12 protein-coding genes are annotated in these 17,468 nt (G+C 57.6%); 2 read left to right on the top strand and 10 right to left on the bottom strand.

Annotated features, from left to right (window positions below; translation table 11 throughout):
- Window positions 1-66 precede the first annotated feature (66 nt).
- The 8 genes from AC2D8U_RS03955 to AC2D8U_RS03920 all read right to left on the bottom strand — a co-directional run bounded on the left by AC2D8U_RS03955 (window position 67) and on the right by AC2D8U_RS03920 (window position 11,865).
- The gene (locus AC2D8U_RS03955) at window positions 67-936 is read right to left on the bottom strand and encodes an alpha/beta fold hydrolase (RefSeq protein WP_484617748.1); all 870 of its coding nucleotides are present in this window, start codon (window positions 934-936) and stop codon (window positions 67-69) included.
- Between the two features lie 75 nt (window positions 937-1,011).
- On the bottom strand, window positions 1,012-1,836 hold the full coding sequence (locus AC2D8U_RS03950; RefSeq protein ID WP_484617747.1) for a class I SAM-dependent methyltransferase: 825 nt from the start codon (window positions 1,834-1,836) through the stop codon (window positions 1,012-1,014).
- A 57-nt stretch (window positions 1,837-1,893) separates the two neighbouring features.
- On the bottom strand, window positions 1,894-2,181 hold the full coding sequence (locus AC2D8U_RS03945; RefSeq protein ID WP_484617746.1) for a hypothetical protein: 288 nt from the start codon (window positions 2,179-2,181) through the stop codon (window positions 1,894-1,896).
- A 33-nt stretch (window positions 2,182-2,214) separates the two neighbouring features.
- A complete protein-coding gene (tsaB, locus tag AC2D8U_RS03940; RefSeq protein ID WP_484617745.1) occupies window positions 2,215-2,904 on the bottom strand; it encodes a tRNA (adenosine(37)-N6)-threonylcarbamoyltransferase complex dimerization subunit type 1 TsaB in 690 nt (229 codons plus the stop codon).
- Window positions 2,905-2,946: 42 nt separating this feature from the next.
- The gene (gene yoaA / locus AC2D8U_RS03935; RefSeq protein WP_484617744.1) at window positions 2,947-4,857 is read right to left on the bottom strand and encodes a DNA repair helicase YoaA; all 1,911 of its coding nucleotides are present in this window, start codon (window positions 4,855-4,857) and stop codon (window positions 2,947-2,949) included.
- A gap of 136 nt (window positions 4,858-4,993) precedes the next feature.
- Window positions 4,994-6,526: a sulfatase-like hydrolase/transferase gene (locus tag AC2D8U_RS03930; RefSeq protein WP_484617743.1), complete on the bottom strand. Its 1,533-nt coding sequence runs from the start codon at window positions 6,524-6,526 to the stop codon at window positions 4,994-4,996.
- A gap of 226 nt (window positions 6,527-6,752) precedes the next feature.
- A complete protein-coding gene (locus AC2D8U_RS03925; RefSeq protein WP_484617742.1) occupies window positions 6,753-8,273 on the bottom strand; it encodes a sulfatase-like hydrolase/transferase in 1,521 nt (506 codons plus the stop codon).
- Between the two features lie 190 nt (window positions 8,274-8,463).
- Window positions 8,464-11,865: a PAS domain-containing hybrid sensor histidine kinase/response regulator gene (locus AC2D8U_RS03920; RefSeq protein ID WP_484618381.1), complete on the bottom strand. Its 3,402-nt coding sequence runs from the start codon at window positions 11,863-11,865 to the stop codon at window positions 8,464-8,466.
- Window positions 11,866-12,038: 173 nt separating this feature from the next.
- Here AC2D8U_RS03920 and acs point away from each other — a divergent pair, with 173 nt between their 5' ends.
- Window positions 12,039-13,997: an acetate--CoA ligase gene (acs, locus tag AC2D8U_RS03915; RefSeq protein WP_484617741.1), complete on the top strand. Its 1,959-nt coding sequence runs from the start codon at window positions 12,039-12,041 to the stop codon at window positions 13,995-13,997.
- 338 nt (window positions 13,998-14,335) lie between these two features.
- On the opposite strand, the gene AC2D8U_RS03910 is transcribed toward acs, so the two are convergent.
- Window positions 14,336-15,682 (bottom strand): lysozyme inhibitor LprI family protein, encoded by a 1,347-nt coding sequence (locus AC2D8U_RS03910; protein ID WP_484617740.1) that lies wholly within the window; start codon window positions 15,680-15,682, stop codon window positions 14,336-14,338.
- A gap of 381 nt (window positions 15,683-16,063) precedes the next feature.
- Between AC2D8U_RS03910 and AC2D8U_RS03905 the strand changes: the two genes are divergently transcribed.
- A complete protein-coding gene (locus AC2D8U_RS03905) occupies window positions 16,064-16,693 on the top strand; it encodes a GNAT family N-acetyltransferase (protein WP_484617739.1) in 630 nt (209 codons plus the stop codon).
- Window positions 16,694-16,768: 75 nt separating this feature from the next.
- Here the strand turns inward: AC2D8U_RS03905 and AC2D8U_RS03900 are convergent, their stop codons facing one another.
- Complete coding sequence (locus AC2D8U_RS03900; RefSeq protein ID WP_484617738.1) at window positions 16,769-17,308, bottom strand: type II secretion system protein; 540 nt, start codon at window positions 17,306-17,308, stop codon at window positions 16,769-16,771.
- Window positions 17,309-17,468 lie beyond the last annotated feature (160 nt).

The raw sequence follows: 17,468 nt of genomic DNA, 5'->3' as shown, positions 1-17,468 counted from the left end.
CTGCATATGGGGTACTGCAAAAATATCGGGCGGGGACACATTGTCCCCGCAACAACACGTCTCGACTCAGTCGCGACGCAAAAAATCGTCTATCACCGATGCCACTATTTCGGGCTCGGTCATATGGGCATGGTGGCCGCCAGGGATCTCGACCTGGGTCACATTAGCAACCCAGTGACGGCGCCTCTGCCACGCCACCTTGAGTGTAGAAAATCCCTCGTGGGCCAAAAGCACGAGTGTCGGCGCCTGGATGTTTTCCATAATGCTTTGGCCCTGGGCCTCGCTCATTCGCCAAGGGCTTTGACGTTTCAAGCGAGGATCCGAGCGCCAGGCCCAACCTGTGTCGGTTCGAGACAGGTTGCGGAGTAACATAGGTTCCATCAGCGCCGAGCTCACGCCATTGAGTTGACTGCGGGCCCGCAGGGCGGCTTCCAGCCGTACCGGTTTGGCCGACGTCGCCCGCCTGCGGCTGGCGAATCCCTCCCGCAGGCGCGCTACCGTGTCACTCGGCTCACTGGTCAAGGGCCCCATGGCTTCAACGTTGAGCAGCGCACGCACCTTCTCTGGATAAACGCCCGCATACAGGGAAGCCAGGATCCCACCCATGGAGTGGCCCAGCAGAACCACCGGCTCACAAGTGAGCTGTTCGATCCACTGATCCAGTTCATGGAGGTAATCCAGGAAGTGATAATCGCTCGCTGCCCCCCGGTGTCCGGAAAAACCGTGTCCAGGCCAGTCCAACGCCAGTAACTGATAGCCCATGGGAACCAGTCTTGAGGCCAAAGGCCGAAAGCTTTCGCTGTTATCCAGCCAGCCATGGAGGGCAAGGATCACTGGATCCTCCGCGTTTCCCCACTGCTGTGCCGCCAACGTGATGCCATCTAACTTAAACCGGCGCTCTACAGGCGGCGCCAAGGTTGCCACAGCTTGATTCATCTGTCCTGACTCGCTTCACATTTTATTCCGCCCAGTTTTCTGGTTGGGCCAGTTATAGTTACGTTAAAGATCACTTTAGAAATCAGGCTTAAAGAATTTTAGGGTCATACGATCCGATTCCCCTATGGCCAGATACCTGGCCCGATCCTGTTCGCCCAGTCGCAGCGAGGGAGGCAGGGTCCAGACCCCCTTGGGGTGGTCTTTGGGATCTTTGGGATTGGCGTTGATCTCACTGGTGGCCGCCAGGTGGAAACCCACGTCTTTGGCCAGAGCGATCACCGCCTCCTGCTCCATATAACCAGAGCGATAGTTTTCACCCGGATCGCCCCTGTGCTCCACCACGCCGAACACGCCCCCAGGGGAGAGTACCTCCCACACCGAGCGAAACACCGTTTCCAACTGCCCCTCTTTCGCCCAGTTATGCAGGTTACGGAAAGTCAGCACCATGTCTGCCGTGGCCTCGATCCCCAACTCGGTTTTCCGCGGCGGATCGAACGGGATCAGGGTCACCGCGCCATAGTGAAATGGATCCGCCTCCAGCTTCTGCCGGTACTCCCGGCCGATGCGCAGACGATAGGTCGGTGTCTTCACACCGGCAGGAGGGGAAAGTTCAAAGCTGGCCGCGGTAAAACGCCCCTGCTCTTTCAGGAATGGCGCCAGGATCTCACTATACCAACCATTGCCCGGCCACAGCTCTATCACCCGCATATGAGGATGCAATCCAAAAAACGTCAGGGTTTCCACCGGGTGGCGGTAAATATTCCGGTCGATATTGGCCTGACTCCGATGGGGGCCATCGACCAGTTGCTGCAAGTGCAACACATGGGGATCCGTCGGCACGGCGAATGACAGGCAGGAAGAAAACAGCAGAGAGACAAGGAGCAGGGTTTGGCGTTTCATGGGCTATCTCCTTAGAGGTGTGTGCCCAACCTACCAGCTTAGCGCTGCCAGGCAAGCTCACACGTAGAGATCGACCCCAACCATCTGTTGCAGCCTCTGTCTGAGGCCATCATCGGCAATGGCTTGGTACAGATCCAGCCCAGCATGTTCAGGCCTGTCCTGCTGCAGTCGTGCCCGGCCACTTTGCCAATCCTGCCAACCTTGTGCATCGGCCGGCAACAGGACCTGCGAGACGGGACGATCCAAAGCCCCCCGCTCTGGCGGGGCTTTGGCGATCTGAGTCGAGCTTCGGCCCGACTCAGGTTTTAGCGGGATCAGACTGCTATGAAGCGGCGTCGTTTGCATCCTGGAAGCTCATTAAGGGCACCTGGTATCAGTTTACTCTCGACCGGGCAGTTTTTTCCAGGCCACTGTGTTTCGCAGGTAAACCGGTTCAACATCCATCACATCCATCGCCCCACCACGGCGCCACTGATCCAGGGCCAATGGCAACATCATCTCGGCCGTGGGCAGCCGACACTCGGTGTTGATGGCAAGACCCGGCTCACTGGCCAACTCTGGGTAGGCTTCAAAACCGGTGCCAACGGCCACCACGTCCTTGCCTACCTGCCACTGCTGCTTCAATTGTTCAGGGGAGAGGACCTGCTCCTCCCCCTTGAGCACGGCGAGGCCGTCCTGTGCCACATAGTGGCCAAAATACACCTCGCCCATGCGGGCATCGATGGCCGCGACCACCTCGGTGGCCCCCTGATCAATCGCGCCCTGGGCCATGGTGGCCAGGTTGGACAGAGGCAACACCGGCAACTGAGCCCCCATGGCCAGTCCCTGCATCATAGAGGTGCCGATCCGAATGCCGGTAAAACTGCCCGGGCCTCGGCCAAAAGCGATGGCATCCAGGTCCGTCAATTTCAATCCGGCCTCGGCCAGTAAACCATCCACCATGGGCAGAATACGCTGGCTGTGCTCTCGGGGCGCTTCGGTGGCCTCGGCGCTTACCACGCCATCTACATACAGGGCCGCCGAGCAGTTCTCAGTGGCGGTGTCGATCACCAGGATCTTTTCAGACATCAACTTTCTCTCAACTTGTCACCCGCCTTACCGCGGGCCACATCAGATCGTATTTAACCGGCTCAGGGCCTGGGCCAGATCCCGGGTACGGCGCATCGGCGGCAGGCTGGCCAGAAACAGCTTGCCATAGGGCCGATGGACCAAACGGGGATCACAGATCACCAGGACACCTTCATCGCCTTCTCCCCGGATCAAGCGACCGACACCCTGTTTGAGGGCGATCACCGCTTGGGGGATCTGCACCTCGTGGAAGGGATCACCGCCCCGCAGCAAGACCGCGTCGCTACGCGCCTTAACCAAGGGATCATCCGGAGAAACAAAGGGGAGTTTATCGATCATAACACAGGACAACGCCTTGCCTCTAACGTCGACCCCTTCCCAGAAACTGGCGGTCCCCAACAGCACCGCATTGCCTAACTGAGTAAACCGGTCAAGCAACATGCGTTTGGAACCCATACCCTGCACCAGTATGGGCCGATCGAGCCGTTTCGCCAGAAGAGCGCCGACCTCGTGCATCATTCGGTAACTGGTGAACAGAAGGAAGGTCCGTCCATCCGCCGCTTCCACTAACTTTTCGGCCACCTCGGCCAAGGGCCCGGCCACCTCTACCCTCCCCGGCTCCGGTAGATAACGCGGCACGCACAACAGCGCCTGTTTGGCATAATCAAAGGGGGAGTCCAAGACCAGCTCGGTGGGCTCACCCAGCCCCAGTTGACTCTTGAAGTGGGCAAACTCTCCGGCCACCGTCAGCGTTGCCGAGGTAAAGAGCCAACTGCCCCGATACCGGCCGTAAAACTCCCGACATTTTTGCGCCACCGACAGGGGACAGGCCCTTAGGGTGAAGTGTCCCCGATGACACTCTACGGTCAAGGAGTGATGGTCCGGAGAGAGAAAATGGCTCAGTCGGGCCAGCAGGGGATCCAGCCGTTCGAACGTCAGATCCAGCATCTCATCCCGTCCCAACTGGCCTTCCAACACTCGCCGGGCAAAACGCAGCCCTTCGTCCAAGGCCGCCAGCGCCGAGGCCACCTGTGGCTTCTCTTTTAGCACCCGCCAGTCCCGTCCGCCGTCGCGCTCCAGCAGATCCAGCAGATCCGCCGTCGCCGCATCCAGCCGGGTGGCACACCCCTGCAATTGGCGGCAGTCACGCAGGCGGGTCAGGTAGGCCCGCGCCATCTCCCGGCTCAGATCCCGGATCTGTCGGCTCGACACACTTTCGGCAAAATGGCTCAGGGCGATGTCCGGCAGCTGGTGCGCTTCATCAAATACGAACAGCTCGGCGGACGGCAAGATCTCGGCAAATCCTGTCTCCTTAAGCGCCATATCGGCAAAGAAAAGGTGGTGGTTGATCACCACAAGATCCGCCTCGGCGGCTTTCCTGCGGGCCCGCTGCAGACAGCAACGATCATACTCCGGGCACTTCTTCCCCAGGCAGTTATCGTTGTTGGAGCCCGCCATTGCAATGGCGATGCTGCCTTCGGGCACGGAGTTAAGCTCGGCAAAGTCTCCGCTGGGCGAACCATTGGCCCACGCACGGATCCGCATCAGGTGATCCACAATCTGGGGATCGTCCGGCAGATCCATCAAGCGACGGCCCAGGTGGTAATGACACAGGTAGTTGGCCCGCCCTTTAAGCAGGGCGACTTGGGGGGGCCGCTCCAACAGGGAAAGGATCGCGGGAAGATCTTTAAAATAGAGCTGATCCTGCAGGTTCTTACTGCCAGTGCTGATCAGGGCCTTGCGTCCACTGAGCAGGGCCGGGATCAGGTAGGCAAAGGTCTTGCCGATCCCCGTGCCCGCCTCCGCCAGCAGAGTGCCCCCACCGCTAATATTGGCCGCCGTGGCAGCGGCCAGTTGCTGCTGAACGGCGCGGGGGCGGAACCCCGGGATCCCCTGGGCCAGCAGCCCCCCCTCGGACAGGGCCAGGGCCACCTCTTTCTCTAAACGACTCATGCTCTTCCCAGTCAAAATTCGCGAGCATTATGGCATACCCCCGGGTCTGGCCCTAATATCGTGGCCACCCAGCGGCGCCACTGGCAGACAGCAAAAAGCCCGCCGAAGCGGGCTTTTGACACTCTACAGCCGAGCCTCACTGAGCCTCGGCTTTGGCATCGATGATGGCCCGGGCCTTGGCGCGGCGAACCTCATTGGCCGCCTCGGCCTCTTGCCGGGCGGCTTTCCCCCGGGCACGGCGCTCTTCTACTTGGTGGTGGCCATTGTAGTAGGGGTATTCGGCACGATTACGACCCCATTGGGAAGGCATGTTATCGCCATCCCACGCATCAAAGGCCGCCTGCAGGCGCTCCAACTGTTCAGGGTGCTGAGCGGACAGCTCATGCTGCTCCTCCATATCCTCCAGCAGGTTGAACAGCACCGGAGACTGGTCGTCACGACGATAATTTTCGTTATGCAGCTTCCACTCTCGATCCCGTACCGCCCAGCCACGGGTATTGGCCCAGAACAGGAAACGGTCATCCAGTTGATCACGCTTGCCAGTCAGCAAGGGCAGCAAGCTTTCTCCTTCCAGTTGCCAGTTCTCCTCCTGTTCAATGCCTGCAGCGGCCAGGAAGGTGGGCAGAATATCCAGAGCGATCACCGGCTCCTCGATCACCTGACCAGCCTCAATGGTGCCTTGCCAGGTTGCGGTGAAGGGAATTCGGATCCCGCCATCCCAATAACTGTTCTTCTCCCCCCGCAGCGGCGTATTGAGGGAGGAGTTATCGTTGAATTTGCCACCGTTATCGGACAGGAAGACAATGAGGGTATCCTCCATCAAGCCTTCGGCTTCCAGCTTGTCGAGGATCTTGCCGATGTTCTCGTCCATGTTGTAGTTCATGGCCACCGCCTTTCGACGACCTTCATCTTCAATATGGGCAAAGCGATCCATATCGACTTGCTTGGGCTCCATGGGACTGTGGATCGCATTAAAGGCGACGTAGAGGAGGAAGGGCTCCTCTTTGTTGCGCTCGATGTAGTCCACCGCCTCATCGCCAAACTTATCGGTCAGGTACTGATCAAAGTTGTCGACCAGATCGCCGTTGCGATAGATGGCCGCTTCCCGCTTGTAGTCAAACTTGGCTTGGTTCATCGGCCCGACATAGTAGGTGGCCGCGCCATTGTTGAAACCGAAGAACTCATCGAATCCACGATTATGAGGCCAGTACTCTTCAGGCTCAGCATCATGCCACTTACCAATGATCCCAGTCCGGTAGCCTTCCTTGGACAGATAGCTGCCCATGGTTGGTACGCGGGGATCCAGACCGACGACCCCTTCGGCATTGCGGGAATAGGGCGCAGTATTATCCAGGTAACCAAAACGCTGCTGATAGCGACCGGTCATCAGGCCGACTCTAGAGGGACCGCAGACCGCAGCCGTCACATAGCCAGCCGTAAAACGGACTCCCTCCATGGCCAGGCGATCCATATTGGGGGTTTCCACATCCTGACTGATGTTCTGGAACCCGGCATCGGCATAGCCGAGATCATCGGCAAACAGGAGGACAAGATTGGGGCGGCGTGGTTCTTCAGGCGCCTCGGGGGATTGAGTGCCAACAGAGCACCCCGCTAAACCCAGCAACGCGGCACTGCTGATCAGGGTCGGCTGCCATCGAGGGAAGGTCATAGAATTTTCCTTACTGCATAGAAATGGAAAGGCCTGGTTCTTGGCTCTTGTTCTTGTTCGTACATGGCTGAATATTTCAGTGCGATGACACTAATCTGGCCGCCACAGGGAAACAAGTGGTTTTACCCAACTGACTAGAGCCACATACATTTTTACAAACAGCAAAGGCCAAAACGAAACAAAAAAAAACCCGCCGAAGCGGGCACGTGATGAAACGTTTCAGGGACTAGCGCATGGCCTTGCTATCAATAATCGCACGGGCCTTGGCGCGGCGCCGCTCATTGGCCTCATCTTCCAGCACCCGGGCCTGGCCCTGAGCACGGCGCTCAAGATGACTGTGCAGCCCATTGTAATGGGGGAACACCTTAGGATCTCTCCCCCAGCGCGGCAACTCATTGTTGGCGTCCCAGGCTTGATATGCCGCCAGCAGTCGTTGCGCCTGCCCTGGATGCATTGCAGACACCTCGCGCTGCTCGGCCATATCCTCACTCAGGTAAAACAGTCTGGCTGTCTGTGCGGAACCGGCTGCTTTGGGCTGATGGAGTTTCCAGTGGCGATCCCGTATCGCCCAACTGCGGCTGTCATTCCAATAGAAGTATCGGTCCGCCAGCCGTTTGCGTTCGCCGGTCAACAGGGGCAACAGGTTCTCCCCTTCCAGTTGCCATTGTGGCTGTGCCTCTACCCCGGCTGCAGCCAAAAAGGTAGGAAGAATATCCAGTGAGATCACCGGCTCATCGATGCGTTGACCCGAGGGAATGACACCCTTCCAGGTGGCGGTGAAGGGGATGCGGATCCCCCCCTCCCAGAAACTGTTCTTCTCGCCCCGTAACGGCGTATTCAGGGAGAAATTATCGTTCGGCTTTCCGCCATTGTCGGACAGGTAGAGGATCAGGGTATCCTCCATCAGGCCTTCGGCTTCCAGTTTGTCCAGGATCTTGCCGATATTTTCATCCATGTTGTAGTTCATGGCCAGAGACTTGCGACGGCCTTCATCTTCGATGTGGGCGAAACGATCCAGATCGACCTGGCGCACCTCCATCGGACTATGGATGGCGTTAAAGGCCACATAAAGGAAGAAGGGCTGCTCCTTATGTCGGTCGATGTATTCCACCGCCTCATCACCAAACTTGTCCGTCAGGTACTGATCGAAGTTATCCACCAACTCGCCATTGCGATAGACCGCCGCTTCCGGTTTGTAGTCGAACTTAGCCTGGTTCATCGGCCCGACATAATAGGTTGCCGCGCCATTGTTAAAGCCGAAGAATTCGTCGAAGCCACGGTTGTGAGGCCAATACGCCTGCTGCTCGGCATCGTGCCACTTACCCACCATTCCGGTCTGATAACCGGCGTCCTGCAGATAGTTCCCCATGGTCCTAACACTGAGATCCAGCCCCAGGGGTTTGTCCTGATCCCGGGTAAAGGGCGCGGTGTTATCGTGGTAGCCAAACCGCTGCTGATAGCGGCCGCTCAACATCCCGGCTCGTGACGGTCCACACACACTGGCGGTAACATAGCCTGAGGTAAAGATCGCCCCATCCGCCGCCAGCCGATCCATGTTTGGGGTGACGACATCCCGGCTCAGCTCCTGAAAACCTGCATCGGCATATCCCATGTCATCGGCGAACAGCAAAACCACATTGGGCCGACGCGCCTCAGGTTGTTCCGCTACCTGCGGGTTACTGCAGCCACTTAAGCCGATGGCCGCTGCCGAGGCCACCAAAGTCCATTGCCAATGGGCGATTGTCATCCCTACATCCCTTAGATCATTGCCACGATGAGCCCAGACCCTCACCGGCCCGGGGCTGCCGTTTAAGCATCCACTTGCGCTACTATCACCTTCATTCCGAAGCGGTGCAATCCTGTGGACGTAAAACGCGATAACGTTTTGTAAACAAACATCAGGGACTGGAATCCCCTTATCGCTCCCTCCCGCTCTATCATGATTTTAATGACGCCGAGATCATGGCCCTCAAAGCGGCTGGCCTCACCATCTTGGCCATAAAGCCAAAGCCTTTGGACTCGACTTCCTCCATCAACTCCTTACGGGTATCGGCGGTGATCAGAATGCCCGGCAGAGTGTCCCCGTACAGCTCCCTTAACCGCTCCATCGCTGCCAATCCGGTCTGGCCGTGATCCAGATGGTAATCCGCCAGCATGATGTCCGGTGCAAAGCCCTTGAGACCCAGCTGGATCCTGGCTTCGCCCAGATCTTTCGCCGTTACCACCTGACACTGCCAACGATTGAGCAAACTGGACAGGCCCGCCAGAATGGCGTCCTCGTTATCGATACACAGCACCTTGACCCCTTTGAGTGGCAAGGAACGGGCCGTCAGGTGTGCCAACCCCACCGCTTCCACCTGGTATTGAGCCAGAGGCACCCGGACGGAGAACATGGAACCGCGGCCCAGTTCGGAGCGCACATTCAAGGGATGAGATAACACCTGAGAGATGCGATCGGCAATGGCCAGTCCCAGCCCCAATCCAACCCGCTCTCCTTCCGTATCGAGCTGACGAAACTCTTTAAAGATCTCGGCCACACTTTCCTGAGCGATCCCACACCCGGTATCAAACACTTGGATCTCCACCTCCCCGCCCCGTTTTCGACACGCCAGCAGGATCCGTCCCGTCTTGGTATAACGCAGGGCGTTGGTCAGGAAATTTTGTACGATGCGCCGCAGCAGGGTCGGATCCGTGTCCACGGACAGATCCCTCAAATGATGACCAAAACGCAGCCCTTCATTGGCTGCCATGGCATCAAACTCCACCATCAATGGGCGCAACACAGTTGTTAGGTTAACCACCTTACGGTTGACCGCCATGGTACCGGCTTCAAGCTTGGAGATATCCAACAGATCCGAGAGCATCTCCCCCGCCCCCTTGAGCGAGCCCGAGATGTAAGCAACGGTTTTACGATCCTCATCATTGAGGGTATCGCCCTGCATCAGGGACGCGGTAAACAAGCGGGCGGCATTGAGTGGCTGCATCAGATCGTGACCCACGGCAGCCAGGAAACGGGTTTTTGACTGATTCGCCTTTTGCTCCGCCGACTTAGCCTCCAACAAGCGAGCATTGAGTTGCACCAGCTCCGATGTCCGCTCGGCGACCCGGGCCTCCAGGTTTTCATTGGCCTCCTTAAGTGCCGCCTCGTGGGCTTTAAAATCGGTGATGTCGGAGAAAGTCATGACGAACCCCCCTCCAGGCATCGGGTTGCCCCGCATACGTATCACCCGACCATCTCTTCGCTGTCGCTCCGACGTATGGGCCGAGCCCGAGCGCATATAGTTAACCCGCTTGGCGACGTGATCATCTACCGCTCCTGGGCCACACCGTCCCAGCTCCGCGTTATATCGGATGATCTCGGCCACCGGCATGCCCATCTGCAGATACCCCTCAGGATACTCGAACAGCTCCTCGTAACGCCGATTCCAGGCCACCAGGTTCAGATCGGCATCCACCACACTGATCCCTTCGAAGGCATGCTCGATGGCACCACGCATCTGATCCTGACTCATCAGGATCTTGGCACTGGCCTCATCCACCAGGGAAAACACCTCGTCCAACGCCAGATCCCGCCCCTGGGTTACGCTGTCGAGCACAGTGGCCGCCGACGAGGCCCCCAGCACCGAGGCGATCAAACGCTCGGTATGCTCCACCATGCGCGGCTGCGCCGCCTTGTTCCAGGTCTCGCGGGCAATGGCCGTCGGAAAATCCCGGGCGAAGGACTGGTAAGCCCTTCCCGGGCCGACAAAGCGGCTGGCCAGCAACAGCAGATCCTGTTGGCTGACATTGCCGTTACGACGCTGATTGTTACGGCTTCGTCCCGGTTGCTGAGTAAAGGCTGAGGCCTGGATCCGCTCACTCATCGAGGCATGGGAAACCATGGAGACCAACACAAAGGTGCCCCAGTTAAGGAGCAGCACCAGCAAGACCTGACTCATATCCTTACTCAGCCCCAATAACTCTATGCCGGTAAGCCCCAGCATCGGCTTGAGCATGACAAACGACCAACCGGCAAAGCCCACTGCCAGCCCCGCCAATACGCCGTTTCTGTGGCCTCCCTTCCAGTACAGGGCCCCCACCAACCCCGGGGCCAACTGAGCAAAAGCACCGAACGCCAGCATACCGATCCTCGCCAGGGAGTCCTCGTTACCTATGGTCTGATAAGCGCCAAAGGCCGCCAACAGCAGGACCACAATGATCACCCGTCGAGCGTTAAGCAGGCGGGCGGAGAACTGATCGAAGTTCTTGCCTCGGATCCGGCCTGCCCGCAACAGCATGGGAACCAGCCATTCATTGCTGATCATGATCGACACGGTCACCACGGCCACAATCACCATGGAGCTTGCTGCTGAGATGGTGCCCAGGAGGGCGATCACCGCCAACCAGTCTGCCTCGATCGCCAAGGGCAAATTGATCACATAGGTGTCAGAGGGCACCAGATCCGCCAGCAGCACTCGGCCCGCCAGGGCCAGGGGAATGACAAAGATGGCTATCGCGACCAGGTAGAGCGGCAGCAACCACCGGGCCCGTTCGATATGATCGCTGTCATCGCACTCGACCACCATTACATGGAAGATCCGCGGCAGACAGACAAAGGCGGCCATGGAGATCATCACCTCCGGTGCCAGCTCCGCCAGATCCAGCTGCATTGGTGGCGCAACACCCAGGCTGCGTGCCTGTTGCAGCACGTCCCAGGGGCCATCGAACACTGAGAAGATCAATACGATCCCCACCGCAATAAACGCCAACAGCTTCACCACAGACTCAAACGCCACCGCCAGGATCATCCCCGGATTGTGCTCGGTGGCGTCCAGCTTTCGCGTGCCAAACAAGATGGCAAACAGTGCCAGGGTCAAAGTGATCGCCAACGCCAACACATTGTCGTTCAGTCGCTCACCGGCATGAAACAGACCCAGCGACACCACGGATGCCTTGAGCTGCAGCGCCATATAGGGCATCAAGCCCAGGGTGGCGATCAGGGTCACCAGGGCCGCCAGCAACTGGGACTTGCCATACCGGGCGGCGATAAAGTCCGCCACCGAAGTGATGTTCTGGGCCCGGGCCACGGTCACCAGCTTTCGGATAAAGCCAAAGCCCACGGTAAACAACAGGATGGGTCCGATGTAGATGGGCAGAAACGCCCAGGGCTCCCGGGCCGCCTGGCCGACCGTTCCCAGGATACTCCAACTGGAGCAGTACACCGCCAAAGACAGGCCGTAGATCCACACCGCCGTACGCCCCCGGATCCGTCCCATGAAGCGGTCCCCGCCCCAGGCGACAAAAAACAGCAAGGTGATGTACAACAAGCAGATAAGCAGAACACTGTAGTTGGAGAGCATGGGCCGTTCACTGGCAAAGTTTCCTTGCCGACAGTGTGCCAGCAAAGGCAACCGGGTCAAAGGATGCACGCACCTGGTAGTACAACTTGGCGAATAGACCATGGTCTAATGGCTGGCTTTCCCCCTGGCTGAAAGACTTGCTACACACCATTGGAACGGAGAGGGAAACCCGAATGACGACGCAGTCTCTCTATCCCGTCAGCCCCCAGCTGGCCGGATCGGCAAAAGTCAACGAAGAGCAGTATCGCAAGATGTACCAGGAGTCCATCGTCAACCCGGAGGGGTTTTGGCGCGAGCATGGACAGAGGATCAGCTGGTTTAAGGACTACAGTAAGATCCGCAAGGTCTCCTTTGACGATCATAACCTGTACATCAAGTGGTTCTACGACGGCACCCTGAATGCCAGCTATAACTGCCTCGATCGCCACCTGGAGCAGCGCGGCGATCAGACCGCCATCATCTGGGAAGGGGATGATGCCAGCGAGCAGCGCACCCTCACCTATACCGAGCTGCATACCGAAGTCTGTAAGTTTTCCAATGCCCTCAAATCCCAAGGCGTCCGTCGCGGCGACGTGGTCACCATCTACATGCCCATGGTGCCGGAAGCCGCCGTCGCCATGCTGGCCTGCGCGCGGATCGGCGCCGTTCACTCGGTGATCTTCGGCGGTTTCTCACCGGACTCCATCGCCAGCCGCATCCAGGACGGCCAGTCCAAGATCGTGATCACCGCCGACGAAGGGGTTCGTGGCGGCCGCGTGATCCCGCTAAAGGCCAACATAGATGTCGCACTGGAAAGCCCGGACGTCACCACCATCGAGAAGGTGATCGTACTCAAGCGCACCGGCAACGAAAGCGTCAATCACGAACCGGGCCGGGATATCTGGTGGCACGACCTCATGGCCCTCTCCTCCGAGCATTGTGATCCGCGGGAAATGGGCGCAGAGGACCCCCTCTTTATCCTCTACACCTCAGGCTCCACTGGCCAACCCAAAGGGGTGCTGCACACCACCGGCGGTTACATGGTGTACGCCTCCATGACCCATGAATACGTCTTTGACTACCGGGAAGGGGAAGTCTATTGGTGTACCGCCGATGTCGGCTGGATCACCGGTCACTCTTACATGGTATACGGCCCCCTGGCCAACGGGGCTACCATGCTGATGCACGAAGGGGTCCCCAACTACCCATCTCCAGCCCGCCTCGGCGAGATGATCGACCGCCACCAGGTCAACACCCTGTATACCGCCCCCACCCTGATCCGGGCACTGATGGCCCAGGGGGCCGAGCAATTCAGCGATTACGACGGCTCCAGCCTGCGGATCATGGGCAGCGTCGGCGAGCCGATCAATCCGGAAGCCTGGCGCTGGTACCACGAGGTCATTGGCAAAGAGCGCTGCCCCATTGTCGACACCTGGTGGCAAACCGAAACCGGTGGCTGCCTGATCACTCCCCTGCCCGGGGCGACCGATCTCAAGCCCGGCAGTGCCAGCCGACCCTTCTTCGGCGTACAACCGGCCCTGGTCGACAACATGGGCAACCTGATCGAAGGCCCCGGCGAAGGCAACCTGGTGCTGCTGGACTCCTGGCCAGGACAGATGCGCAGCGTCTACGGGGATCACGACCGCTTTGTCCTGACCTACTTTAAAACTTTCCGCGGCATGTACTTTACCGGTGACGGGGCCAAGCGGGACGAGGACGGCTATTACTGGATCACAGGCCGGGTGGATGACGTGATCAACGTCTCCGGCCACCGTCTGGGCACCGCCGAGATCGAGTCCGCCCTGGTGGCCCACGAACTGGTCGCGGAGGCTGCGGTGGTGGGGTATCCCCATGACATCAAGGGCCAGGGGATCTACGCCTACGTCACCCTGAATCAGGGCGTAGAGCAAACGGAAGAGCTGCGCCAGCAACTGCGCCAATGGGTTCGCTCCGAGATCGGCGCCCTCGCCTCACCGGATCTGATCCAGTGGGCACCCGGCCTGCCCAAGACCCGTTCCGGTAAGATCATGCGCCGCTTCCTGCGCAAGATCGCCGCCGACGAAGTCAGCGCCTTGGGGGACTCCAGCACCCTGGCCGACCCATCCGTCCTGGACGATCTGATCGGCACCCGGCTCAATCGCGCCACCGATTAGGCCCACAGAAAAAAAGACCAGCTCTAAACGACAAACGGCCCGCGATTCGGGCCGTTTGTCGTTGCTTAAAGTTTTGCGAACTAACAGAGATCTTTCTTCACTGTTAATCAAAGTCGGAAAGTCCGGTATGCGACAGCTACTTGAAATGCAAGCCAGCAATATAAAGTGCCTGTAGCGGAACATCCGCCACAGGCCATAAACAGCTCTGTAGAAACAAACCGCGCACAAATAAGACTAAAGAGAAACGCAAGTCCGAAAGTGCATTTTAACTCTACTGCTCTCAACCTGCCTTATCAGCGCCCATTTTCTCCTACATTACCCTGTGTCGACACCGTCAGCTAGGGCTCGGATGAGTATTTTGGTGTTGCCGTAAGCCTCAATGCGCTGATATAGACCGGACTCTCCCCTCCCAGTCGATATAGGAACATGAGCTGGTCATTGCTCTGGCGCCATCCACGCTCGGCATTACTCCAGTACGCCATGTAAAGCGCATCGCCGTCGACAAAGAACAGGTATTTGGCGCTATAGATGTTCAATGCGGAGTGATAATGGCTAGAGCCTTCAACCCACTTCTTTAGCTCCCAATATTCATTGAGAGGAGTAAAATCTCCCGACAGCATTCTGATGCTTAACTTGTCATCCACAAAGGTAAACTCATCCAGTTGCCCGCTACCGCTGACATCCAGGTAATAGCTCTCGCCGTTTTTCCACTCCGCCACCTTCTCTAGCTGCAAAGCGGAGTATTCGACCTGCACTCTCTGATTGATCGCATGCTCAATGGCATCCAGATTATTCAATACCCAAGCGAATGACGTATTGACATGGCTCCTCTTAGGAGCCTGGTAGCTCAGTTTCGCGACATATCGCCTTGTATAGATAATGTCCAAGTCGCCGTTGACGTAGCCATAAACATCCAGGTTTATCCAACTGTTGGTGCGAGTGAGATTTAGCAGCTTATGGCCTTTGCCAACTTGCATCAACATCAGTTTGCTGCGACAAAAGGCCGACTCGCCACCCTCTAAGGAGGCTAATGGCGTGGCCCTCAACTCACTTGCCTGCTGAGTGATCACAAAGGGCCGCAAGCACTTTGCCCCACCTTGGCTTTGAAATACCAGATGCTCGTCAACGCCATCGCCACTGAGGTCGGCACTGATCTGATAGACACCAATCCGACTGCTCCAATACTCTTTGATCAACGCCTTGCCCTGCCCGCTGATCCGATTGAACGGCTCTGAAGCGACAAACTCATCGTAACTCGTCGAACTGCCCGCCTCGATCAACAGGCCCAATGATCTCAACGGCCCCAGCTCAAAGTTGTTCTGCTCCAACTTCGATGTAATTGACTCTTTTTGATTGAAAAAGGAAGAAGCCGCACTCAGATAAGCAATTTGCTGGCGATATAGGGATATTAAACACCTAGGTTGCGCTTGGGAGCAGGTTTGGTTTCTTACTCGGATCCACTCCTTCTGCTTGGTTTTGATCAATGATTTTTGCAAGTCCTGAGCCACATTAAGCAGAGCCCAATATTGCGATGCCATTTGACTGTCCAGTTCAGACAGCGCCACATTTTCGCAAATAGCAAACTCTATCTTGCTGTAAGCCATCTCACAGTCGAAACTGGCAGAATTAGCGTCAATGGACAGCAAGCCCAATAAAACCAGTCCGAACGCTCTAATATATAACATTGAAAGTTCCCTTTCCGCGGAGCGAACACGGCTCCCTGCGGGTTGATTCGATATCCTAGGCTGCAAACTATCCGATAAAAAGCTGAAGGGGAACGTTTTTCAAGTCAACCTCTCAGTCCGCAATATAACGGCCACAGCCCAAATCTTCCATTGCTATAACAGGAAGTCAGTTGCTTCCACAAGGGGTCGGGACATACAGCGTTTACATAGGAGAAATACAGTGATCCTCTATGCGCTATCGCTGGCGGCACAGGCCCCCTCTGCGCCGCCGACCATGGCGTGACTAAATTTTCACCACACCGCTGCCAAATTGGGAGGAAGATCCCGTTAACATTCCACCAACAGTGACTATACTGCCCCCGTACCCATTTGGAGACTCGTATGCAGGCGGCCGAAACGACCACAGATCCCAGCGGACTCGAACCCAGCCGGATCTACCTTAACTGCCAAACACGGCAAGGCGTCCCCGTGGTGATCCGCAGTATTCAGCCTGATGACAAATACGAGATGCTCGAGATCTACCCCACCCTCTCCCAACGCACCCTCTACATGCGTTTCTTCCGCGTGATCCAGCAACCCAGCCTGGAACAACTGGCGCGCTACACCGACGTTGACAGTGACACCCACCTGGCCCTCGTACTACTGTGGGGGCCGGAACAACGCCTGGCCGCAGCCGGTCGCCTGATCCGTGCAACCGCCGATTCCGATGTTGCCGAACTCTCCTGCCTGGTCGTGGATGAGCTGCAACACAAAGGGCTTGGCCGTCTGCTCAACAGCCAACTCATGGCCATCGGCCGACAATGGGGAGTGACCAAGGTGATCGCCCTGGTCCACTCGGAAAATCACCCCATGCTACGCCTGCTCAAGGGCCTGGGTTACCCCTGTGAACTGGTCTACGACGAAGGGGAATTCACCGTCACCCTGGATCTCCACCATCCGCCGCTCGAAGATAATGCCAGCCACCATGCCACCGTCTCGGCCATGCATCAGGGGATCGACAACCAGTGCTGATAGCAAAGGTTTTGGACAAACAACCTTCCCAGGGCAGCGCAGCACAGTTTACATAAACGCCATCGGCGTCGGCACTCAACAACCGGTAATGACCTTGCCAATCAGTGGCTCACTGCCATCTCCCAGATTGTAATAGTAGGCGTAGCACTGCTCAGCCACGGTGCGGTCCTTAGGCCAGATATACACGCCTCTTCCCCCCAGGGCCTCAGGTAGATCCGCCATGTGGGTGACATTTCCCCGGGTACAGAAACTTGAGATACAGGGATCCGTGATCTCCAGTCCTGTGGTCACATCAGTGATCTCGACAGCCTTGAGTAACGAACTGCGTCCCAGGCCAACCATATAGCCCTGTTCAACCGGCACGATCTCGCCGCCGATATCGATATCACCGGTCGTCACCCCTTGCACCATCGCCTTCATTGAAACAAGCGAGGATGCACCGGAGATCGCCCCGACCAAACCCTCAAGCGACGCCTCTTGAGCATCGCTGCGTAGCGAGAGAAATTTGGGCAGGGCCGTCACCGACAAGATGCCCAGCAACAAGATCACAATAACCAGTTCAATCAGAGTAAAGCCCGTGGCGTGATGAGCACGCCGATCACCGAGTACATTCATGTTCGATTTCCTACAACATCCCTTGCAATCCCAAAAGCAACCCGCCCGAACCCGAACCCGATCGTTGCCCTGGGTTCCTATCCCTGGAACCGTCCTGTCGAGATATCACACAGGCTGACAATGTCAGATTTCGCTGAAATCCCATTCAAGTCAACAGGCG

Source organism: Ferrimonas sp. YIN67 (assembly GCF_057219095.1).
This window is presented reverse-complemented; position numbering and strand designations above follow the sequence as displayed.